Origin of the sequence: Mitsuaria sp. BK037 (assembly GCF_014193045.1) — a bacterium.
Lineage (GTDB): Bacteria > Pseudomonadota > Gammaproteobacteria > Burkholderiales > Burkholderiaceae_C > Roseateles.
On record NZ_JACHYS010000001.1, the window covers coordinates 1,210,563 to 1,232,730 of the forward strand.

The following is a 22,168-nucleotide window of genomic DNA, read 5'->3' on the forward strand; positions in this document are numbered from 1 at the left end:
TAGCCGGACCCCACGGAGCACGCACCATGGCCGAAGAGATCCTCTCGCAAGCCTCGCCCTCGCTGCAGGGCATCGAATATGAAGGCGGCGAGTTCGCCTCGCTGCTGAACAAGGAATTCAAGCCCAAGACCGACGAGGCCAAGTCCGCCGTCGAGCAGGCGGTGCTGACGCTGGCGCAACAGGCGCTGTCGCAGACCAAGCTGATCGGCAGCGACGTCATCGTCTCGATCGAGTCGATGATCGCGGAGATCGACAAGAAGCTGTCGGAGCAGGTCAACGCGATCCTGCACCACGCCGAGTTCCAGCAGCTGGAATCGGCCTGGCGCGGCCTGCACTACCTGGTCAACAACACCGAGACCGACGAGCAGCTCAAGATCCGCGTCATGAGCATCTCCAAGAACGATCTCGGCAAGACGCTCAAGCGCTACAAGGGCACGGCCTGGGACCAGAGCCCGATCTTCAAGCGCGTCTATGAAGAGGAATTCGGCCAGTTCGGCGGCGAGCCCTTCGGCTGCATCGTCGGCGACTACTACTTCGATCACAGCCCGCCGGACGTCGAGCTGCTGGGCGAGATCGCCAAGGTCTCGGCCGCCGCCCACTCCCCGTTCATCGCCGCGGCGAATCCCTCGCTGATGCAGATGGGCTCGTGGCAGGAGCTCGCCAACCCGCGCGACCTGACCAAGATCTTCAGCACGCCCGAGTACGCCGCCTGGAAGTCGCTGCGCGAGTCCGACGACGCGCGCTACATCGGCCTGGCCATGCCGCGTTTCCTGGCGCGCCTGCCCTACGGCGCGAAGACCAATCCGGTCGAGGAGTTCAACTTCGAGGAAGAGACCGGTGGCGGTGAGCACGCCAAGTACACCTGGGCCAACTCGGCCTATGCGATGGCGACCAACATCAACCGCTCGTTCAAGACCTACGGCTGGTGCACCCGCATCCGCGGCGTCGAGGCGGGCGGCGCGGTCGAGGGCCTGCCGGCCCACACCTTCCCGACCGACGAGGGCGGCGTGGCCATGAAGTGCCCGACCGAGATCGCCATCAGCGACCGCCGCGAGGCCGAGCTGGCCAAGAACGGCTTCATGCCGCTGGTGCACCGCAAGAACTCCGACTTCGCCGCCTTCATCGGCGCGCAGTCGCTGCAGAAGCCCGCCGAGTACGACGATCCGGACGCCACCGCCAATGCCAACCTGGCCGCGCGGCTGCCGTATCTGTTCGCCTGCAACCGCTTCGCCCATTACCTGAAGTGCATCGTGCGCGACAAGGTGGGCTCGTTCAAGGAACGCGCCGACATGGAGAAGTGGCTGAACAAGTGGATCATGAACTACGTCGACGGCGATCCCGCCAACTCCTCGGAGACGACGAAGTCGCAGAAGCCGCTGGCCTCGGCCGAGGTGGTGGTCGAGGAGATCCCGGGCAATCCCGGCTACTACTCGTCGAAATTCTTCCTGCGTCCGCATTACCAGCTCGAGGGCCTGACGGTCTCGCTGCGGCTGGTCTCGACGCTGCCGTCGCAGAAGGGCAAGTGAGGCGGCGGGTCGCCCCGGCGGCCCGCGCGAAGGAAACAAAGAAATCGCGCGCAACGACGCGCGACGCGTCCAAGGGAGCGCTGTCGAAGGCGCCGTTCTGAAATTTTCGAGGCGATGAGCCAACCGGGCCCTCGGGCCCGAAATCCCGGTTTCCGCATGCGGTGAGCGTTGATGCGGAGACTTTTTTCAAAGAGTCCATCTAGGAGAAACCGACCATGACGATCGACGCCAATCTGAAGTTCGCCGGAGTCGAAGGCGAATCCACCCACAAGGACCACAAGGGCGAGATTGATCTGCTCGCCTGGTCGTGGGATGTGCGTCAGGAAAGCACCGCCGCCGCCGGCACCGGTTCCGGCAAGGGCAAGGGCATTCCCGGCCAGTTCGTGTTCGCGCACTACTACGACAAGGCGTCCCCGGTGCTGGCCAAGGCCTGCGCCTCGGGCAAGCACTTCGACCAGGCCGTCCTGACCTGCCGCAAGGCCGGCGAAGGCCAGCAGGACTTCCTGAAGGTCACGCTGAAGCAGGTGCTGGTGACCAACGTCGCCCCGTCGGCCTCCGCCGGTGGCGAGATCAGCGAGAGCGTGGCCCTGTCGTACGCGGACATCGAGTTCGAGTACAAGGCCCAAGACGCCAAGGGCGGCCTGGGCGGCGCGGTCAAGTTCGGCTGGAACGTGGCCACGACCGAAACCCGTTGATCGGCGGGGCGCCGGTGCGAGCCGGCGCCTTCCGTTCGCGGATCCGCGGCGCGACGGCCCCTGGCCGGCCGCGCCGCGCTCGGACAACGCATGACGGTGCGCCGCCTGGCGCGCACGCCGTCATCCGTTGTCCATGCCGGAGCGAAAGATGAATCCGATGACCAGCGGCGGCGCGACCAGCGCCGACATGTACCTGGACCTGTCGCTCAAGCGGGCGGGCAAGGTCAAGGGCGAATCCACCTCGGCGGGCCACGCCGGCGACGTCGTCGTGCGCGGCTTCAGCTGGGGCGTGGGCGCCGCCGGCGATGCGGTGGCGGGCCAGCAGACCGGCCGCCGCAGCTATCGCCAGCTGACGATCACCAAGGACCTGGACAGCGCCAGCACCGCGCTGATGAGCGCGGTGGCGACCAACGACGAGGTCAAGTCCGCCAAGCTCTACCTGCGCAAGGCGGGCGGCGCGCAGGAGGACTACTTCTGCCTGACGCTGGAGAAGGCCCGCATCGCCTCCTACGACATCGACTGCGATGCCGACGGCGCGCCGGTCGAGCGCATCGCGATGAGCTTCCAGAAGGTCTCCATCGAGTACCGGACCCAGAACGCCAAGGGCGCGATGGGCGGCACCCACACCTTCGACGACGACCTGACCTGACCGGCCCGTTCCCGCGCGGCGGGCGAGGGCGGGTCTGCACCCCAACAACGACGAGATGTCACGGAGCATGCGATGAGCGCAGTGCAGGAACTGCTGGCGGCGGGCCGCCCGACCGAGGCGCTGGCCGCGGCGCAGGCGGAGGTCCGGCAGCGTCCGCAGGACGCCAGGCTGCGCACGATGCTGTTCCAGCTGCTGGCGGTGACCGGCCAGTGGGCGCGGGCGGCGGCGCAGTTGGAAGTCTGCGGCGAGCTGGACGCCGGCACGCTGGCGATGGTCAACACCTACCGCGAGGCGCTCAAGTGCGAGCTGGTGCGCGAGGCCGTCTTCGAGGGCCGCACCACGCCCATGGTGATGGGCGAACCCGCCGAGTGGGTCGCGAACCTGGTGCATGCGCTCAAGCTCGACCACGACGGCGACGCGGCCGGCGCGCGGCAGCTGCGCGCGCAGGCGCTGGAGGCCGCGCCGGCCACCGCCGGCACGATCGACGGCCAGGCATTCGAGTGGCTGTGCGACGGCGACTCGCGCCTGGGCCCGGTGCTGGAGGCCGTGATCAACGGCCGCTACTGCTGGGTGCCGTTCTCCGCGCTGAAGGAAATCCACATCGAGCCGCCGACCGACCTGCGCGACCTGGTCTGGGCCGCGGCGCACCTGGAGTTCCCCAACGGCGGCGCCTCGGTGGCGCTGATCCCGACGCGCTACCCGCGCAGCGTGGCCTTCGACGACGAACGCGTCTGGCTGTCGCGCCGCACCGAATGGCAGCCGCTGCCGGGATCGGAGGACGACCAGTACGCCGGCATCGGCCAGCGCGTGCTGATGAGCGACCAAGGCGAGGCAGGATTGCTGGATGTCCGTCTCATCGAATTGAGGAAGTGAATGCCCTGCCGTCCGTTCCTGTCCCGCGCCACCCGGGCGCCGTCCGTCCTGTCCGCTGGCGTGCCGGCCACGGTGTCGCCCGCGGCGTCCCCGCTCCGTTCGATCGCGATGAAGGCGGTCCTGGCCGTGGCCGGGACCATCGTCGCGTCGTCCGTCCACGCCGACGCGGGATCGATGCCGCCGGCGGCGAAGACCGCGGCGGCCAAGGCCGCGCCGTCCGCGAAGGCGGCCTGGCGCGCGCTGTCGCCCGAGGCCTGCACGCCGCTGGCTGACGCCGACCGGGCCAAGCTGCCCGTCAGCTGGGCCAAGTACCTCGACGCGGCGCGCCGCTGCGAGCTGGCGGCGCCGGGCGACACGCCGCGCGTGGCGCTGATCTCGGTCTTCGCCGAGACCTATTACGCCACCCGCGCCGCTGACGCGCCGTGGGAGGACTTCCCCAAACCGATGCTGGTCGACCGCGAGTTCCGCTGCGTCGGCGGGCTGCCCGAGCTGTTCCCCTTCGATCAACCGCGGACATTGACGCTGCGCCACGGCCTGTGGCGTGACGGCGTGCCGCAGGAAATCCGCGTCCAGGTCAGCAACCCGGCCGTCGGCGGCGATTACGCGCTGCCGGCGCTGCGTTGGGACGCGGCCGAACACCGTTACCGCGCAGCGGGCGCCAAGCCGTCCGCGGACTCCCCATGCCCGACATCCTGAATCCCTCCGCCACCGAACCCGTCACGGCCGCCCAGCTCAAGCAGGTCGCCGACGAGGCCTACGAGAAGTACCCCGGCTCCTGCAGCCACGCCGTGTGGCACGTCATCAAGCGCTACATCCCGGACCAGGAGTACCGCACCGCCAATTCGCTGGTCGCCTTCCTGAAGGCCGACAAGCGCTGGAAGGAGACGCCGGTGTCCGAGCTGGCCGAGCGCGCCAGTCGCGGCGAGCTGATCGTCGGCGGCCTGGTGACGCAGCCCAACGGCCACGTGATCGTCGTCTATCCCGGCGCGGCCAAGCCGGCCGGCGGGTATGCCTACACCTCGGGCGGCAAGTCCCAGACCATGCGCGCCCGCGGCATGTATCCGCTGGCGATGTCGACCTCGCTGGGCGGCTGGGCCGGCGCCAAGAGCAAGGGCGACAAGACGATCTGGGACCCCTGGGCCAACGACGGCAAGTTCGCCGAGGTCGTCTTCTGGCGCCTGGACACCGGCGCCGCGAAGTGAGCGGATCCGCGCCGCGCGAGCCATGACCCAGATCACCCGCGATCGCCTGCAGCCGGCCCTGCTGGACCGCCTCACCGACGACGATCCCTTCCACCGCGTCGAGGCGGAGGAGCGCCGCGTCATGACCAAGTCGCAGCTGCGCCAGGCGGTGCTGCGCGACCTGGGCTGGCTGTTCAACGCCATCCAGCCGCTGGGCAAGACCTGCGACCCGTATGCGCGCGTCGGCGACAGCGTGCTGAACTTCGGCCTGCCGGCGCTGTCGGGGCAACTGGCCTCGCGCATCGACGTGCATCTGCTGGAGAAGCAGATCCGCCAGGCCATCCTGCGTTTCGAGCCGCGCATCCTGCCCGACACGCTCGAGGTCCGCGCGATCGAGACGCAGAGCGTCATGGACACCCACAACGTGATCGAGTTCGACATCCGCGGCCACCTCTGGTCGCAGCCGGTGCCGCTGGAGATCCTGCTGCGCACGCAGATGGACCTCGAGGCGGGGCAGGTCGAGGTGCGCGAGGGCTGAGGACGCGCGATGGATCCCCGGCTGCTGCGCCTGTACAACGACGAGCTCGCCCACCTGCGCGAGGTCGGCGCCGAGTTCGCGCGCGACTTCCCCAAGATCGCCGCGCGCCTGGGCCTGGAGGATGCGGAGGTCGCCGACCCCTATGTCGAGCGGCTGCTGGAGGGTTTCGCCTTCCTGTCGGCGCGGGTGCAGCTCAAGCTCGATGCCGAGCATCCGCGCCTGATCGCCCACCTGCTGGAGTCGATCTACCCCAACTTCCTGGCGCCGGTGCCGTCGATGATGATCGCGCGCTTCGGCGTCGATCCCACCGACCCCAACCTCTCCAAGGGTCACCCGGTGCCGCGGGGCAGCGTGCTGCAGTCCGGCGTGCCGCGCGGCCAGGACACCCGCTGCGAGTTCCGCACCGCGCACGACGTGACGCTGTGGCCGCTGACGCTGGACGACGTCCAGTACTTCAGCCACGCGCCCGACCTGCCGATGTCGCGCCTGCCCGATGCCGCCGGCAGTCGCGGCGGGCTGCGGCTGCGGCTCAAGACCGGCGGCGGCATTCCGGTGCGCCAGCTGGGGCTGGACCGGCTCGCGCTCTACCTGAGCGCGCCCGACGAGGTCGCCTATCGCCTGCACGAGCTGGCGCTGGGCGCGCCACTGGGCAGCTTCGTCACCGGCGAGGGCATCGACGCTCCGGCGGTGCCGGCGCAGTGGCGGTCCGCGGCCAGCATCCGCCCGCTGGGCTTCGCGCCGGACGAGGCGCTGCTGCCGGAGACGCACCGCAACTTCTCCGGCTGCCGGCTGATGCAGGAGCTGGCCGCGATGCCGCGGCGCTTCCTGTTCCTGGAGATCGACCAGCTCGCCGAGCGCCTGGCGCGCGTGGAGGGCACGAGCTTCGAGATCGTGCTGTTCTTCAGCCGCGGCGACGGCGCGCTGGAGGCGATGGTCGACGTGGACAGCGTCTCGCTGCACTGCACGCCGGCGATCAACCTGTTCCCCAAGCGGCTGGACCGCATCCAGCTCGGCACCGGCAGCTGGGAATACCACGTCGTCCCGGACCGCACCCGGCCGATGGATTACGAGATCCACAGCCTGCAGTCGGTGACCGGCTACGGGGCCGGGGCGCTGGGCCAGCAGGGCTTCGAGCCGCTGTACGCGACCTACCACCAGGCGCCGCCCGATGCGCCCGGCTTCTACACGGTGCGGCGCGAGCCGCGCCTGCTGTCGACGCGCCAGAAGGAGCAGGGCCCGCGCACCGGCTACATCGGCGACGAGGTCTTCCTGTCGCTGGTCGACCCGCGCCACGCGCCTTATCGCGAGGACATCCGCCAGCTGTCGGTCTCGGCGCTGGTGACCAACCGCGACCTGCCGATGCTGCTGCCGCACAACGGCGCCGGCGCCTGGCGGCTGGACGCGGCGGGCCCGGTGCTCAAGGTCGAGGCGGTGCATGGCCCGACGCGGCCGGTCAACCGCCAGCCGGTGGGCGAGGCGGGCTGGAGCCTGGTCGGCCTGCTGACGCAGCAGCAACTGCCCTGGGCCGACGAGCCGCCCGCGCAGGCCGCGGCGACGCTGCGCCGCCTTCTGGCGCTGTACGGCCCGCCGAGCGATCCGGCCTGGCTGCGTCAGGTGGAGGGCGTCCGGGGCGTCGATGCCCAGCCGGTCGTGCGGCGACTGCCGTTCACCGGTCCGCTGAGCTTCGGCGCGGGCACCGAGATCACGCTGGAGCTCGACGAACTGGCCTTCCAGGGCCACAGCGCCTATCTGTTCGCGAGCGTGCTGGAGCGCTACTTCACCCGCCACGCGGCGATCAACAGCTTCACGCAGCTGAGCCTGCGCACGCCGCAGCGCGGCCAGGTCAAGCGCTGGGCGCCGCGCATCGGCGGCGATGCCGAGGGCCGCGCGCAGCGCACGGAACGCGACGGACGCGCCTCCCCGGGGAGCCGTCCATGAACGTGCGCGACGCCGGCGGGTCGGACGACGCCCAGGCGCCGTCCGCCGCGGGAGGCGCGGTGCCGGGCGCTGCGGCGGCCGCGAGCGCCGCGGTCAGCGACGCCGAGGACGCGGGCGCGGAGCCATCGCCCGCCGCGCTGCTGGCGCGTCGTCCCGCGCGGCGGGGCGAGCACGACGCGGCGCTGCGCGCGCTCTTCGAGAGCGTGGAGGCGACGCCCTGGGCCCATGACTTCTTCGCGCTGCTGCGCCGCATCGAGGGTCTGACGCCCGATGTGCCGCGGTTGGGGCGCGGCCTGCGGCCGTCGCAGGAGGCGATCCGGCTGGGGCAGGAGCCCGAGCTGGACTTCGCGCCGGCGGCGCTGGCCAGCCTGACCCGCGGGCAGAACCCCGCGCCGCGGCTGGGCGTGCGCTTCTTCGGGCTGCTCGGTCCGCAGGGGCCGATGCCGCTGCATCTGACCGAGTACACCCGCGAGCGGCTGCATCAGCGCGGCGACCCGACGCTGAGCCGCTTCCTCGACGTCTTCCATCACCGGCTGCTGCTGCACTTCTACCGCGCCTGGGCCCAGTCCCAGCCCGCGGTGCAGCACGACCGGCCGGCCACGGACCGTTATGCCGCCTGGCTGGGCGCCGCCACCGGACTGGACAGCGCGCAGCGGCCGGCGGACTCGCTGCCGCAGACCGCGCGCCTGTTCCAGGCCGGACTGCACGGCGGGCGGGCGCAGCATGCCGAGGGGCTGGCCAAGATCCTGTCGCTGCACTTCGGGGTGCCGGTGCGCATCGAGCAGCACGTGCCGCACTGGCTGCCCGTCGAGGATGGCGAGCGCACGCGGCTGGGCTTCGCGCGCCAGCGGCCGGAGCGCATCGGCCGCGAGCTGCCGCGGCTGGGCGTCGACACCGCCTGCGGCAACAAGGCCTGGGACCGGCAGTACCGTTTCCGCGTCGTGCTGGGCCCGCTGACGCTGCGCCAGTACGAGGGCTTCCTGCCCGACGGCGACGCGTGGCGACCGCTCAACGACTGGATCCGGCAGTACGTCGGCCACAACCTGCAATGGGAGCTGCAGCCGGTGCTGCGCCGCGACGAGGTGCCCGCCGCGGCGCTGAGCGGCCGCGCGCGCCTGGGCTTCACATCCTGGACGGGCCGCTCGGGCGGCCGTCCGCATCGTCACGACCGGGGCGACCTGCACCTGCATCCGCGACAGCGGGTGAAGGGGCGGGCCACGCCGCCGGCATCACAGGGAGCATCGTCATGACTGAAATCGCCCGCACCAGCCTCTTCGGCAAGCTCAATCCGCTGGCCTACAAGGCGATCGAAGGCGCCACCGTGTTCTGCAAGCTGCGCGGCAATCCGTACGTGGAGCTGCAGCACTGGCTGTACCAGATCCTCAACACGCCGGACTCGGACCTGCATCGCATCGTCAAGCATTACGGGCTGGACGCGGCGCAGCTGTCGGCCGACCTGATGGCCTCGCTGGACCGGCTGCCGCGCGGCGCCACGTCGGTCACCGACCTGTCGAGCTGGGTCGAGAACGCGGTCGAGCGCGGCTGGGTCTACGGCTCGCTGATGTTCGGCGACCAGCAGGTGCGCACCGGCCATCTGGTGCTGGGGCTGCTGAAGACGGCGTCGATGCGCAACGTGCTGCTGTCGGTGTCCAAGCAGTTCGAGAAGATCCCGGTCGACGACCTGAGCGAGCATTTCAACCAGATCCTGGAAGGCTCGCCCGAGCGCGCGATGCGCGCGGCCGAGCCAGGCGCGGCGCCCGGTGACGCGAGCGGCGCGATCGCGCCCGCGGCGATGGGCAAGCAGGAGGCGCTCAAGCGCTTCGCGGTGGACCTGACCGAGCGCGCGCGCAATGGCGAAATCGATCCGATCGCCGGCCGCGATGAGGAGATCCGCCAGATCGTCGACATCCTGATGCGCCGGCGCCAGAACAACCCGATCCTGACGGGCGAGGCGGGCGTGGGCAAGACGGCGGTGGTGGAGGGCTTCGCGCTGCGCCTGGCGCAGGGCGACGTGCCGCCGCAGTTGAAGGATGTGTCGCTGTACATGCTGGACATCGGCCTGCTGCAGGCGGGCGCCAGCATGAAGGGCGAATTCGAGAACCGGCTGCGCCAGGTCATCGACGAGGTGCAGGCCTCGCCCAAGCCGATCATCCTGTTCATCGACGAGGCGCACACGCTGATCGGCGCGGGCGGCGCGGCGGGCACGGGCGACGCGGCCAACCTGCTCAAGCCGGCGCTGGCGCGCGGCAAGCTGCGCACGATCGCGGCGACGACCTGGGCCGAGTACAAGAAGCACATCGAGAAGGATCCGGCGCTGACGCGGCGTTTCCAGGTCGTGCAGGTGCCCGAGCCCGATGAGCACAAGGCGGTGCTGATGCTGCGCGGCGTGGCCTCCATCCTGGAGAAGCATCACCGCGTGGCGCTGCTGGACGAGGGCATCGAGGCCGCGGTGCGTCTGAGCCACCGCTACATCCCGGCACGGCAACTGCCGGACAAGGCGGTGAGCCTGCTGGACACCGCCTGCGCGCGCGTGGCGGTGAGCCAGCACGCGACGCCGGCGGAGCTGGAGGATTGCCAGCGCCGCATCCAGGCGCTGGAGATCGAGCGCGAGATCATCGCGCGCGAGGGCGCCATCGGGATGGACGTCGCGGAGCGCCAGCAGCGCGTGGCGGCGGCGCTGGACGAATCGCAGACGCGCAAGGCGGAGCTCGAGGCGCGCCACCTGAAAGAGAAGGGCATGGTCGACCGCGTGCTGGAGCTGCACGCGCTGCTGCGCAAGGACGGCGAGGGCGCGCCTTCGGAAGAGGAGCGCGGTCCGCTGCTGAGCGAGCTGCACGGCCTGCGCGCCGAACTGGCGACGCTGCAGGGCGATGCGCCGCTGATCCTGCCGCAGGTGGACGAGCAGGCGGTGGCCGCGGTGGTGCAGGACTGGACCGGCATCCCGGTCGGCCGCATGGTGCGCAACGAGCTGCAGGCGGTGCTGCAGCTGGCCGACACGCTGAACCAGCGCGTGGTGGGCCAGCGGCATGCGCTGGAGATGATCGCCAAGCGGATCGAGGTGTCGCGCGCCGGGCTGGACAACCCGAGCAAGCCGATCGGCGTGTTCCTGCTGGCGGGCACCTCGGGCGTGGGCAAGACCGAGACGGCGCTGGCGCTGGCCGAGGCGCTCTACGGTGGCGAGCAGAACGTCATCACCATCAACATGAGCGAGTTCCAGGAGGCGCACACGGTGTCGACGCTCAAGGGCTCGCCGCCGGGGTATGTCGGCTACGGCGAAGGCGGCGTGCTGACCGAGGCGGTGCGCCGCCGGCCGTACAGCGTGGTGCTGCTGGATGAAGTCGAGAAGGCCCACCCGGACGTGCACGAGCTGTTCTTCCAGGTCTTCGACAAGGGCTGGATGGAGGATGGCGAGGGCCGCTACATCGACTTCAAGAACACGATCATCCTGCTGACGAGCAACGCGGGCAGCGACCTGATCATGAAGCTGTGCGCGGATCCGGAGCTGATGCCGGAGCCGGAGGGCATCGCCAAGGCGCTGCGGGAGCCGCTGCTGAAGGTGTTCCCGGCGGCGCTGCTGGGCCGGCTCGTGACGATCCCGTACTACCCGCTGAGCGAGGAGATGCTGGGCCAGATCGTGCGTCTGCAACTGGGCCGCATCCAGAAGCGCGTGGGCGAGAACCTGGGCGTGCCGCTGAGCTTCGGCGACGACGTGGTGAAGCTGATCATCAGCCGCTGCAACGAGGTCGAGAGCGGCGGCCGGGTGGTGGACGCGATCCTGACGAACACGGTGCTGCCGCGCATCAGCCGGGAATACCTGACGCGCCTGACCAACGGGCAGACGATCACCAAGGTCGCGCTGAACGTGAAGGATGGGGATTTCGAGTACGGGTTCGATTGAAGCCGGAAACTTGCTCGCGTGAGCACCGGCGGTATCGAGCTCGTATGAAGACATCTTCGAAACTTTCGGCAGCGACCGCGAGGCGAGTACCCGAAGTCGCTGCGGCGCAAGCTCGAAGCGGCTCGTCATCCACTTCCACGAAGTGATCGGCGAGCGCTGAGCCATGGAACTGGCCAAGACCTTCCTGCTGTTCGTCGTCACCGCCGTCGCCGAGATCGTCGGGTGCTATCTGCCGTATCTCTGGCTCAAGCAGGACAAGTCCGCGTGGCTGCTCGTGCCCGCGGCCGGCAGCTTGGCGCTCTTCGCCTGGTTGCTGACCTTGCATCCGACCGCCGCGGGCCGCGTCTACGCGGCCTATGGCGGTGTGTACATCGGCGTGGCGATGGTCTGGCTGATGCTCGTCGACAAGGTCAAGCCCACGCCCACCGACTGGATTGGCGTGGCCGTCAGCCTGGTGGGAATGGCGATCATCATCCTGGGGCGCCGGCCGGCGGCCTGATCCGCGCCGTGACGCTCAGGGCTGGCCGATCGTCAAGGTCCCATCCTGGGCGTTGCCCGGCTCCCCGCTGACCGTGCGGCGATCGACCTGGCCCTCGCAGCCGCGCGCGCTGCATTGGTAGGCGACCAGCCGCAGCGGCTTGCCGGCCTTCGGCTCCGAGCGCTCGACCACCCGCAGCGTGAGCGCGCCCGCGGTGGCGCCCGACACCAGCGAGTCGCAGCCCGTCCAGTACCCGACGAAGCGATGCGCCGTCGCGCCCGGCGCCGTGCCGTTGAAGGGCACCAGCACCACGCTGGTCCAGCGCTGGAAGGTGCCGCTCTTGCCCACGCCCGCGTGCGAGAACTCCAGGCAACTGCCCCAGCGCTGACCGCCCGCCATCACGCGGTACGCGTCGGTCGGCGTCCAGTCCAGATCGGGCAGGGCGTCGCCGCCCGGCGCCTTGTGCTCGACGACCTGCAGCCGCTGGCCGCCCTCGGCGCGGGCGAACCCGCCCTTGTCGCGGTCGATGCGCAACTCGCCGGCATCGATAAAGCAGCCCTGGGGGCCGCACCAGCCTTCGGTCTTGATCGGGGTCAGCGTCGCCGCCGTGGCTGGACCGCGGAGCAGGTCGCGCAGCTCGGTGGCGTTCTTCGCCAGGGCGTCGGCCTGGGCGGCGCAGGCGGCGAAGGCCGAGCAGGCGAGGGCGATCGCGGCGAGGGCAACGGGACGCTGGGGGCGCATCAGTCGTATTCCTTGTTGTTGGTGGCCTTCACGAAGTCCGCGTTGTACTTCCAGAAGATCGTGCCGCCATACGCGGCGGTGGACTCGTACTTGTAATCCCATTTGCCGCGCAGCTTCGTCTTCTGCCCCTGCGCGTTGCGCCACCACTCCTCGCCGGGGACGTCCTTGTCCTTGATGTCGTAGATGTTGTGCTTCGGGTCGGTGATGTGGATGCCGGCCTTGACCTTGGGATGCTTGTCGTAGTTGGACTTGATGTCGGCGCCGTCCCAGAAGTAGGCGCCGTTCGAGTAGTCCGTGCCACTGGGATCGAGCGCATTGCGCGCGCCACGCACGGCGTCGTTCATGCCGGCGTCCTTGGCGATCTCCTCGGCGCTGGCCTTGATCAGCTTGCCGTGGCGCTGGTTGCCGTCATGCGCGGCGAAGGCGAAGGTCTTGTCGGCCTTGATGAAGGCGCTGATCGTCTTGTAGCCGCGGGCCTTCTGCTGGCGCACCAGCACGTTGGCGATGGCGGCCATCTCCTCGTAGACGTTGCCGGTCGAGCCCTCGCCATAAGCGACGGCGGCCAGTGCGCGGGTGTCGTCATCGATGGCCGGCGGCTTGTCTCGCGGCGCGGTGCCGACCGGGGCCGGCAGCGGCGACGCGGCGCGCACCAGGGTGCCGTCGTCGATGTCGAAGCAATTGGCGCCGGCGCCAAGCGGCCCGGGAATGCGGCAGGCAGGCATGGAAATCTCCTGGATACGACCCCGGAGGCCGCGGGCAGCGCAAGTCCTGCCCCTGATGCGGATGGGGAGGATGGACGGTAACGGGCGCAGGGCGGCGGCCAAAGTGACTTTCGCCTCTTTTGCGCGCGATAGGCGCCCCCTACCGTGTCGGCCAGGGAGATCCTGGAAGACCTATGGCCTCACCGTTCCGCCTCAAAACCGCCTTGCCCGACGACGTCCTGCGCGTGCATTCCTGCACTTCGCGCGAGGGCCTGAGCGAGGCAGGAGACACCACGCTGACGCTGCTGAGCGAGCGCAAGGACATCCTGGCCTCCGAGCTGCTGGGCAAGCTGGCGACCTTGACGATCGCGCTGCGCGAGGACGCGCCGCGCCACCTCAGCGGCTATGTGACGCGCTTCGCGCAGCGGGGCTTCGAGGGCAAGCACTGCGTCTACGAGATGCAGCTCAAGCCGTGGCTGTGGCTGCTGTCGCGCACCGCGGACTGCCGCATCTTCCAGGAGATGTCGGTGCCGGACATCGTCAAGCAGGTGTTCGAGGACCATCCGGTGGCGCGGTACGAGTTCAAGCTGCTGCGCCCGTACCGGACCTGGAACTACTGCGTGCAGTACCGCGAGACCGACTTCAACTTCGTGGCGCGGCTGCTGGAGCATGAAGGCATCTACTGGTACGTGGAGCACGACGAGAGCGGCCACAAAGTGGTGCTGTGCGACTCGGCCAGCGGGCATGACGCGAAGCCGGGGTGTGAGTCGCTGCCGTTTTATGGCTCGGAATCGCAGGGCGCGCCGCAGCTGGAGTACGTGCAGGGCTGGAGCGGCGCGCAGTGCGTGCGGCCCGGCAAGGTGGTCATCACCGACTACGACTTCCAGAAGCCGTCCAGCGCGCTGGAGACCAGCCAGATGGTCAAGCGCGACTACGACCTGTCGGACGGCGAGATCTTCGATTACCCGGGCGGCTACATCCAGACCGGGGACGGCTCGCAGTACGTGGAGGACCGGCTCGACGAGCTGCAGAGCAGCCATGAGACCTATGAGGGCACGACCAATGCGCAGGGCGTGCAGACGGGCCACCTGCTGGCGCTGACGCGGCATCCGCGCGACAGCGAGAACGCGCAGTACCTGGTGACCGGCACGCAGCTGGCGCTGCACCAGGCGGCCAATGAATCGGGCTCGGGCGAGACCTCGCTGCGCTGCAGCTTCAGCTGCATCCCGGCGCAGCAGCAGTTCCGGCCGGGGCGTCGCACGCCCAAGCCGCTGGTGTCGGGGCCGCAGACGGCCATCGTGACGGGGCCGGCGGGCGAGGAGATCCACACCGACAAGTTCGGGCGGGTGAAGGTGCAGTTCCACTGGGACCGGCGGGGCAAGCGCGACGAGCGCAGCTCGTGCTGGGTGAGCGTGGCGCATCCGTGGGCGGGGTCCAACTTCGGCGGCATCCACATCCCGCGCATCGGGCAGGAGGTGATCGTCGGCTTCATCGAGGGCGATCCGGACGCGCCGATCATCATCGGCCGCACCTACAACGGCGAGAACCTGCCGCCGTGGGACCTGCCGGCCAATGCGACGCAGAGCGGCTTCCTGACGCGTTCGACCAAGGGCGGCAGCTACGGCAATGCCAACGCGATCCGCTTCGAGGACAAGCAGGGCGCCGAGCAGCTGTGGATCCACGCGGAGAAGAACCAGGACATCGAGGTCGAGAACGACGAGACGCATTGGGTCGGCCGGGATCGGACCAAGACGATCGACCGGCATGAGACGGTGTTCGTGAAGGGGAACCGGACGGAGACGGTCGACCTGGACGAGACGATCACGGTGCATCAGAACCGGACGGAGCGGGTGGATCTCAACGAGACGATCTCGATCGGGGACAACCGGTCGGTGACGATCGGGGGAATGAAGACGGAGACGGTTGCGCTGGCCAAGGCGGAGACGATCGGGCTGGGCAAGGCGCTCACGATCGGGCTGGGCTATCAGACGACGGTCGGCGCCATGATGAACACGACCGTCGCATTGAGTCAGACCGCGCAGATCGGACAAAACAAGAGCACCAACGTTGGCAAGAGCTACGCCATCACCGCCGGCGACGAGCTGTCCATCAATGTTGGCAAGGCGAGCCTCACGATGAAGAAGGACGGCACGATCATCATCAATGGCCACAGCTTCAGCCTGGGTACCACCGCCGAACAGACGTTCAACGCTGACGGCGAGGTGACCGTGAAGGGCAAGAAGATCCTGGAGAACTGACGTGGAGCGAGTCGACTTTCCGGCGCATGGCGCCGAGGAGGCCTCACAGGAGGCATCCCCGTTCCATGCGCTGCTGAGCCAAGGGGCGCAGGTGGCGGCGTTGCCGGCGCCGGGCCAGGTAGTCATCGGCACGCTGCAGACGACACCCGTGATGGGTTCGGCGGGCGCGGCGCTGGTGCCGGGGTTGGGCGTGGTGGGCGTCGCTCACAGCCTCGTGCCGCTGACACCGGCGCAGGAGGGGCGAGGTGTGGCGCTGAGCGTCCTTGCGGACGGCTCGGCCATCGTGCTGGGGCTGCTCTGGAATGGCGCCGGGTCGGAGCATTCCCTGGAACTGCCGGATCGGCAGCCAGAGGCCCGGCCGGAAGGGATCGAAATCACGGTCGACGGCCATCGCGAGGTGATCGAGGCCGCTGAAGAGCTTGAGTTGCGCTGTGGTGAGGCGTGCATCGTGCTGACGGCCGATGGCCGCATCCAGCTCCGCGGGACCTACATCACGAGTCATGCGAGCGCGACGCAGCGCATCGTCGGCGGGTCGGTGCACGTGAACTGAGGGTGGCGCAGAGATGCAGGTACACGTAGGGTCGAAGCATCTGGCCACCGATGTCTCGGTGGCGCTGGATGCGAGCGGCAGGGAGCATCTCGTGGTCATCGCGAAGGCGACGTGGAGCATCCCCGAATGGGGACAGCGGCCGCGGCCGCTGGCGCCTCGTCCCATCGTCTCAACAGACGACTACTTTGGGGATCCCGGCGAGAGCGCAATGAGGTACGGCGCCGATGCGGCCCGCTACAAGCCGCAGTGCGACGTGATCTTCGACGCCACTGCGTATAGCGCCGCCGGCGCGCCGGTCACCACGCTGCTCGCAGGCTGGCAGGTAGGCGCGCTTGCCAAGCAGGTGCGGGTGATCGGCCCGCGCGTTTGGTCTGCTTCCCTGGAGCCTGGGGCGCCGGCGCCTTTCGATCGCATGCCCATCCGCTACAGCCTGGCCTTCGGAGGAACGCGCTGGTCCGACGACGGCGGGCGGCATGCCGAGTCGTTGCTGTCCAATCCCGTGGGACTGGGCTTCGCAGGACCGGATACGCTGCGGCAGATGGTTGGACAACCATTGCCGACGCTGGAGGCCGTCGATGATCCGGTGCGCCGGCCCGATGGCTCCCATCGAAGTCAGTCCTTCGGGCCCATTGGTCGGCATTGGATGCCGCGCAAGACTTTCTCCGGCACCTATGACGAGCATTGGCGCCGTGAGGTTTTCCCCTTCCTGCCCGACGACTTCGACGAAGCATTCAACCAGGTGGCGCCGCCCGACCAGCAGATGCCATATCCGGTCGGTGGCGAGGAGGTCGTCCTCACGCGCTTGATGCCACATGTCGCCGGCGAAACCGAGCGGCGCTTCTTTCTTCCGAAGCTCGACCAACCTGCAGTCCGCATCCTGCGCACGGACTATTCGCAGGAGCGTTTGAAACCGGTGGTCGACACCCTGTTCTTCGAGACAGACGCGGTGATTGATGAAGAGACCGGACGACGAGGACGTTTCACCGCGGTCTGGCGCGTCGCTACTCCCATCCGGCGCCGCATTCAGGAGTTCAGCGCGGTCACCGTTGGACCGGTTGATGAAGCCTGGTGGGCGGCGAAGGCGTCGGGTCAGGCGGATGGCGCCTGCGTGGGATGTGGCGAGGCGAAAGCGCCGGCTTTGGCAGGCGACCTCGAGGAGGTCGACTGATGGATCGAGCGCGTTCTGAACTGCGCGTGGTCTCGGCGGGCGTCTGTTGCGCCCTGGGCCACGAACTTGCCGCCGCGGGGCCGGCTATTGCCGCCAATCTCGATGCGTTCGGTACAGCCGGTTTTCTTACCGATACGGGAGTGCCCATCCCTGTCGCTGCGTTGCCCTCGGGGCGGGTGTGGGGTGTGTCGAGATTGGCACATTGGGCCGCTTGGGCCGTCCGGGACTGCCTTGTGAACGCATATCCCGGCCTTACGCAGGAGGGCCTGATTGGTATCGCCAGATCCTGCGCACTGCTGCTGCTTACGCCGACCGCGGAGGCGCTGGAGGATCGCGACATCACCGTCGACGGCCTACCCGAAGCGGTGGCCAATCTTTTGGGCTTGCAGTTCTCCAATGCCACGCGCGTGCTGCCGTTTGGCGAAGCGGGCCTGAGCAGGGCCTTGGACCAAGCCGCGGCGCTACTGGAGCACGCACCAGAAGGACGTGTGCTGCTGGTGTCGGCGGACAGCCTCCTGGATGTGCAGTTGATAGAGCGGATGGTCGAGGAAGAACGTCTGCGGGTACCGGGCTCGGATCGCGATGGCTTCACGCCGGGCGAGGCCGCTGCGGCGGTGTTGTTGGAAAACCCATTGCGCCCCGGGCCTGCCGGGATCGTCGGCCAGGCCGATTTCCGATTGCTTGGCTGGGGGGGCGCGGAAGAAGCGGCCCGGTGGAACAACGGGCTTCCCAATCGGTCGCAGGGGCTGACAAGGGCTGTCCGTGCCGCCTTGGGAGCCGCGCATGTGACGATGGCCGATGTCGACTACCGTCTCTCGGACCAAAACGGTGAGACGTTCCTGGTGCGCGACGCCGCAAATGCGATGACGCGTCTGATGGCGGATGTCGATCCTGATCGGTCGCCTGTGCTGATTACGCTGGCCGACAAAATTGGTGATGTGGGAGTCAGTGTCGGCGTGGTCGGAATTGCCTTGCTCCATTACCTTTCCAATCGGCCGGCGTTCTGTCCCGGACAGCTTGGTCTCATTCATCTCGCGCAGGACGATGGTCTGCGCTGCGCAATCGTCGTCGGCACCCTGCCGATGGCGGCTTGAAGGAAGCAAATGGACACGCGTGTCTTTGCAAACGGCTCGGAGGTCTGCTCCAAGGCTGCGGACGGAACGTCCCAGGTCGCCGTCGACCCGTGCTGGAGCCCACCGGCGCCGAGCGCCGGTCCAGTCGTGATCGTCTATGCCAATACGGCCTTCTCCAACCAGTTGCAGAAGGGCAGCAGTACGGTTTTCATCTGCGGCACGCCGCTCGCCTTGCGCGACAAGTCCTTCCTGGCAAACAGCACTGGCAACGAGCCGGCGACGCAGCAGTTCGCCAAAGGCGTGTCGAGCGGCGTCATCAAAGGCAAGGCGTACTTCGTGGACTGGTCGCCGGACGTGAAAGTCGAGGGACTCAACGTGTGCCGGCATTTTGACCCGATGACTCACAACCACGGCTGACGACGGAGCGACCGGGAATGAGCGCCAACACGCCCACCACGTATTACAAGGATTCGTCCGCCGTCGCGGCCGCGTGCAAGAAGGACTTCGAGAAGATCGAAAAGGCCTGTGCGAAGGATGACGACACGAAGCCAAAGTCGCGGCCCACATTCAAGAAGCTGCTGGGATCGAAGTACAAGAATCACAGCGGAACGCTGAGCAAGGGAGGGACCGACAACAAGTCCTGGATGGCGGATCACTGCGATTTCCTGTGGATTCCGCCGGGGCCGAATTCGCATGATGAGTTTTTGAAGAAGCTGGACAGCTTGAAGGACGACTTGGCCGAGGTTGTCGACACGAAGCTAGCATCCGCGATGGACGCGGCGAAGGAGAAGCTCAAACAGGAAGCGATCGACATGGCCAAGAAGAAGGCCGGTCAATCTGCGGCGCGAGCAGGGACGAGGTGGTTTGTTGGCGCGAGCGGTGCCGCCGTAGGCGGTGTCGGAGGACTCGTGACCGAGGGAATTGCGACAGTCTGGAATCTTTGGGATATGGCGAGCACAGGCTGGGATGTCGCAAAGACCGGCTACAACGCCTATCAAGAACTCGGTGCCTTGGATGACATGGTGAAGGAGTTCAAGAGCGTTGGTAACGAACTGGAACGACTGGGCCAGCAGGCAAAGGCTGATCCGCAACGCGCGATCGCGGACTTCATGGCCGGCGCGGCGAAGCTCAATCCCTGCATGCGAGCCAGACGCTGCTCCCTGGTTCCTAAAGGGAAGGCTAACAACCTGTCGGGCGACGGCTGCTGCCCAGGCCAAACCGGACATCACCTCATACCAGACGCGGCCGTCAAAGATGCCGGGTGCCCGGGTTATGACTACGAAGCCGCTCCAACAGTCTGTGCGGAGGGGACCGGCAACAGCCATGGTGGGTCGCACCAGAGGCTCCACGATGTGCTGGATCGTCGAATGCGCGAACACAAGGAACGGCGCGGAACGAATCAGATCTCATACGCCGATTACCGGACACAGGCGATGATGGCGTTCTACGAGACATTTCCGGAGTCCGGTTGCAGCCGCAAATGCTTGCAAGCCCAACTCGACGCGCATTACAAGTGCTCCGGTAAGTCTCTCTCGGCCGCGTCCGGCAAGGGCGGCGGAGCGACAGGCGGAAATACTGGCAGCCGTTAAGGAGAGTGTGTTGCTGCGAATTGAGGACTACAAGGCGTACTTCGAAGGGTTCGGCATCCGGGATGCAGTGCTACGGGACCGCAACATTCTGGTGTTCATTGCACTGCAGGATTGGGATGACGCCAAGCCAAGGCCTTTCGAGGAAGAACTGAAAACACGCTACATCTGCTATTTCCGCGACGAGGATCGATGGGGGGCAGATCATCTGGAGGGTTTTGCGGGATTGATGGCCGGGGCTTCGCTCAAGCCCTTATTCCAGAACGTCTGTGTGGATCGCTCCGGACAGGTATACGTCAAGGGTAGCGGCGCGTCCGAAACCGAGAGGAAGATCCCGGGTGGCATGGGACAAGGCCCCAAGCGTGGGAGCGTTCGCAATATCAAGCAATTGAACGGCTGGCTGTTTGGCTGCGGAAGCCCGCGTAGCCTGTTCAAGCGTACTGGCCGCGAGCACTGGGAGGAGGTCGGCCCTCTGCCGCCAGAAGGCCGCGGCGAAACCGGCTTCCAGGATTTCGACGGTTTCTCTGAATCCGATATCTACGCGGCGGGTGGCAAAGGCGACGTCTGGCGCTATGACGGGACTGCATGGCACAAGATCGCCTTCCCATCCAACATGTGGATCGAATCGGTTTGCTGTGGCGAAGACGGGTATGTCTACATCGGCGCGCAGTCGGGTACGGTCTATCGCGGTCGCGGTGATCAGTGGATGATGATTCATCAAGGCGATCTGAGCTTGCCGTTCCGCGACATGGTCTGGTTCAAGGACCGCGTCTACGCGACGAACGACTACGGCCTCTGGGAGATACACGAAGGCCGGCTGCAGCCCAGCCAGGCCCCCATTGAGATCACCAACTGCGCGGGCAATCTTTCCGTCGCTGACGGAGTGATGCTGATGGCGGGCGCTTACGGCGCTGCGCTGCATGATGGTCAGTCGTGGTCACGCCTTTTCAGCATCGCCGAGCTGGCTCGCCAGGCCCAGGGCGGATGAGCACAGTGCTGCGTCTGGAGGAGCGGCCGCCGATCATCGCGGTGGTGGTGCGGCGTCACGTTGAGGACGCGGCGTTCTACTGGTCGCAACTCGATGGATCGATCGATTCGCCGCAGCTTGGCGCCGAACGGGCTTCGCAGTTCGCTGCCTTGCTCACCGCCCATCTCGAGGGCGTGCGAGCTGGGAAAGAAGCGGCAGCGGCGATGGCGCTGCAAGCGCTTGAGCGGTGGCGCAAGCCTGGAGAGGCTTTCGTCGCCTGCGTCGCGGCGCTGTCGCTGGAGGGGGAGGGACGCATCGCCGCGATCGAGGCAGTTCTTCGACAGGTCAGGCTCCGGCCGGATCTTCTGGTGCGCGGGGCCGTATCGGCGCTCGCCTGGGCATCACCAGCGGCGACCCGCCGATGGCTGGCCACAGTCACCGGCCTCTCCGACCCCGTAGACCTTGTCATCGCGTTGCGAGGCAGTGTCTTGATGCGAGGCACCGTCGCCGACCTTGAAGCCTTCGTTGTCCATGCTTCTCCTCACGTGCGTGCTGCCGCCTGTCGGTGTGCAGACGCCGCGATGATCCCGGCACTCCAACGCCTTTGCGCTGACGAAGCGCTCGCCGTGCGCGCGGAGAGTTGCATCGCGCTTGCCCGGCTTCTGGACGCCGAGGCGGACGAACACCGAATGGCTGCCGCATCGCGCCTCTGGCAATGCGTGGCCGAGCAGGTGGCCTATCGCGAGCGCGCCAGTGGATGGGATCTCGTTCAAGCCGATCGCCGATTGAATCGATGGGTCCGCCATCTGGCGCAGTTGGCGCCCATTGGGCATCCGGGAATGCGTGAGCTGGTGCAGCGTCTTCCCCCCCGGGTGGGACTGACAGCGATGCTTCACCATGGCGACATCGCGCTGCTCGATCTTGTTGTGCATCGCATGGCGGACGACGAACAGGCGCGCTGGGCTGGATGGGTCTGGCACTGTCTCACCGGCGTTGACCTGTTGGCTGAGGGACTGGCGCTCGACGAGCCGCCTTTGGACCTCGATGCACGTATGACGCCGGGACGCAGAGATGCGGACCTTGGGCTGGTGCTGCCGGATCGTGATCGGGTGGCAGCGCATCCGATGAACAGACTGCGGCTTGGTGATGGCAGACGAGCACTGCTGGGCCGCCCGGCGGGGGAACACGAACTCAAGCAGATCGTTGACCCCAAAGCCGACTTGCCGCAGGGGCTGCGATTTGTTGCGGCGAATGCCCTGAATCGAATCCAGTCCGAGGCGGAGTTGAACATCCGAGCGCGACCCGACGTGCAGCGGTCGACGCTTCAATCCCTGGGAATCTCCTGAGC

The 22,168-nt window shown here is 67.8% G+C and carries 21 protein-coding genes; 19 read left to right on the forward strand and 2 right to left on the reverse strand.

Annotated features, from left to right (window positions below; genetic code table 11):
• Positions 1-26: 26 nt before the first annotated feature.
• The 11 genes from tssC (at position 27) to FHT37_RS05345 (ending at position 11,797) form a co-directional block, all read left to right on the forward strand.
• Entirely contained in the window at positions 27-1,526 is a 1,500-nt protein-coding gene (gene tssC / locus FHT37_RS05295) for a type VI secretion system contractile sheath large subunit (protein ID WP_183479291.1), read from the forward strand.
• 215 nt (positions 1,527-1,741) lie between these two features.
• Positions 1,742-2,221, forward strand: coding sequence for a type VI secretion system tube protein Hcp (locus tag FHT37_RS05300; protein WP_091724440.1), 480 nt, complete (start codon positions 1,742-1,744; stop codon positions 2,219-2,221).
• Between the two features lie 148 nt (positions 2,222-2,369).
• Entirely contained in the window at positions 2,370-2,870 is a 501-nt protein-coding gene (locus FHT37_RS05305) for a type VI secretion system tube protein Hcp (RefSeq protein ID WP_175538241.1), read from the forward strand.
• 72 nt (positions 2,871-2,942) lie between these two features.
• Positions 2,943-3,743, forward strand: a complete 801-nt coding sequence (locus FHT37_RS05310) for a type VI secretion system accessory protein TagJ (RefSeq protein WP_183479293.1) — start codon at positions 2,943-2,945, stop codon at positions 3,741-3,743.
• The gene (locus FHT37_RS05315; RefSeq protein WP_255489494.1) at positions 3,744-4,439 is read left to right on the forward strand and encodes a hypothetical protein; all 696 of its coding nucleotides are present in this window, start codon (positions 3,744-3,746) and stop codon (positions 4,437-4,439) included.
• Positions 4,424-4,945, forward strand: coding sequence for a hypothetical protein (locus FHT37_RS05320; protein ID WP_091724444.1), 522 nt, complete (start codon positions 4,424-4,426; stop codon positions 4,943-4,945). Before FHT37_RS05315 ends, FHT37_RS05320 begins: the two co-directional genes overlap by 16 nt.
• A 22-nt stretch (positions 4,946-4,967) precedes the next feature.
• Positions 4,968-5,462, forward strand: a complete 495-nt coding sequence (tssE, locus tag FHT37_RS05325) for a type VI secretion system baseplate subunit TssE (protein WP_183479296.1) — start codon at positions 4,968-4,970, stop codon at positions 5,460-5,462.
• A 9-nt stretch (positions 5,463-5,471) separates the two neighbouring features.
• The gene (gene tssF / locus FHT37_RS05330; RefSeq protein ID WP_183479298.1) at positions 5,472-7,400 is read left to right on the forward strand and encodes a type VI secretion system baseplate subunit TssF; all 1,929 of its coding nucleotides are present in this window, start codon (positions 5,472-5,474) and stop codon (positions 7,398-7,400) included.
• Positions 7,397-8,650, forward strand: a complete 1,254-nt coding sequence (gene tssG / locus FHT37_RS05335) for a type VI secretion system baseplate subunit TssG (RefSeq protein ID WP_183479300.1) — start codon at positions 7,397-7,399, stop codon at positions 8,648-8,650. The genes tssF and tssG overlap by 4 nt, the downstream gene beginning before the upstream one ends.
• Positions 8,647-11,298 carry a type VI secretion system ATPase TssH gene (gene tssH, locus FHT37_RS05340; RefSeq protein WP_183479303.1) on the forward strand — a complete coding sequence of 884 codons (2,652 nt, stop codon included), beginning with the start codon at positions 8,647-8,649 and terminating at the stop codon, positions 11,296-11,298. Before tssG ends, tssH begins: the two co-directional genes overlap by 4 nt.
• 163 nt (positions 11,299-11,461) lie before the next feature.
• Positions 11,462-11,797, forward strand: coding sequence for a YnfA family protein (locus tag FHT37_RS05345; protein ID WP_183479305.1), 336 nt, complete (start codon positions 11,462-11,464; stop codon positions 11,795-11,797).
• 15 nt (positions 11,798-11,812) lie between these two features.
• Here FHT37_RS05345 and FHT37_RS05350 read toward each other — a convergent pair whose 3' ends face one another.
• The gene (locus FHT37_RS05350; protein ID WP_183479307.1) at positions 11,813-12,517 is read right to left on the reverse strand and encodes a hypothetical protein; all 705 of its coding nucleotides are present in this window, start codon (positions 12,515-12,517) and stop codon (positions 11,813-11,815) included.
• Positions 12,517-13,239 carry a hypothetical protein gene (locus FHT37_RS05355; protein ID WP_254783294.1) on the reverse strand — a complete coding sequence of 241 codons (723 nt, stop codon included), beginning with the start codon at positions 13,237-13,239 and terminating at the stop codon, positions 12,517-12,519. Before FHT37_RS05355 ends, FHT37_RS05350 begins: the two co-directional genes overlap by 1 nt.
• Positions 13,240-13,412: 173 nt before the next feature.
• Between FHT37_RS05355 and FHT37_RS05360 the strand changes: the two genes are divergently transcribed.
• From FHT37_RS05360 to FHT37_RS05395, 8 genes are read left to right on the forward strand one after another with little or no spacing between them, the layout of a single operon-like run.
• Positions 13,413-15,476, forward strand: a complete 2,064-nt coding sequence (locus tag FHT37_RS05360) for a type VI secretion system Vgr family protein (protein ID WP_183479309.1) — start codon at positions 13,413-13,415, stop codon at positions 15,474-15,476.
• A 1-nt stretch (position 15,477) separates the two neighbouring features.
• The gene (locus FHT37_RS05365) at positions 15,478-16,026 is read left to right on the forward strand and encodes a hypothetical protein (RefSeq protein ID WP_147241392.1); all 549 of its coding nucleotides are present in this window, start codon (positions 15,478-15,480) and stop codon (positions 16,024-16,026) included.
• Positions 16,027-16,039: 13 nt separating this feature from the next.
• Positions 16,040-17,194 carry a DUF2169 domain-containing protein gene (locus tag FHT37_RS05370; RefSeq protein ID WP_147241391.1) on the forward strand — a complete coding sequence of 385 codons (1,155 nt, stop codon included), beginning with the start codon at positions 16,040-16,042 and terminating at the stop codon, positions 17,192-17,194.
• The gene (locus tag FHT37_RS05375) at positions 17,194-18,288 is read left to right on the forward strand and encodes a hypothetical protein (protein ID WP_141225267.1); all 1,095 of its coding nucleotides are present in this window, start codon (positions 17,194-17,196) and stop codon (positions 18,286-18,288) included. Before FHT37_RS05370 ends, FHT37_RS05375 begins: the two co-directional genes overlap by 1 nt.
• A 9-nt stretch (positions 18,289-18,297) precedes the next feature.
• Positions 18,298-18,684 (forward strand): DUF4150 domain-containing protein, encoded by a 387-nt coding sequence (locus tag FHT37_RS05380; RefSeq protein ID WP_091724455.1) that lies wholly within the window; start codon positions 18,298-18,300, stop codon positions 18,682-18,684.
• A gap of 17 nt (positions 18,685-18,701) precedes the next feature.
• Positions 18,702-19,856, forward strand: a complete 1,155-nt coding sequence (locus FHT37_RS05385; RefSeq protein ID WP_091724456.1) for an HNH/endonuclease VII fold toxin-2 domain-containing protein — start codon at positions 18,702-18,704, stop codon at positions 19,854-19,856.
• A 10-nt stretch (positions 19,857-19,866) separates the two neighbouring features.
• Positions 19,867-20,841 carry a hypothetical protein gene (locus FHT37_RS25270; RefSeq protein WP_254783296.1) on the forward strand — a complete coding sequence of 325 codons (975 nt, stop codon included), beginning with the start codon at positions 19,867-19,869 and terminating at the stop codon, positions 20,839-20,841.
• Positions 20,838-22,166 (forward strand): hypothetical protein, encoded by a 1,329-nt coding sequence (locus tag FHT37_RS05395; protein WP_141225268.1) that lies wholly within the window; start codon positions 20,838-20,840, stop codon positions 22,164-22,166. Before FHT37_RS25270 ends, FHT37_RS05395 begins: the two co-directional genes overlap by 4 nt.
• The last annotated feature ends 2 nt before the right edge of the window (positions 22,167-22,168 follow it).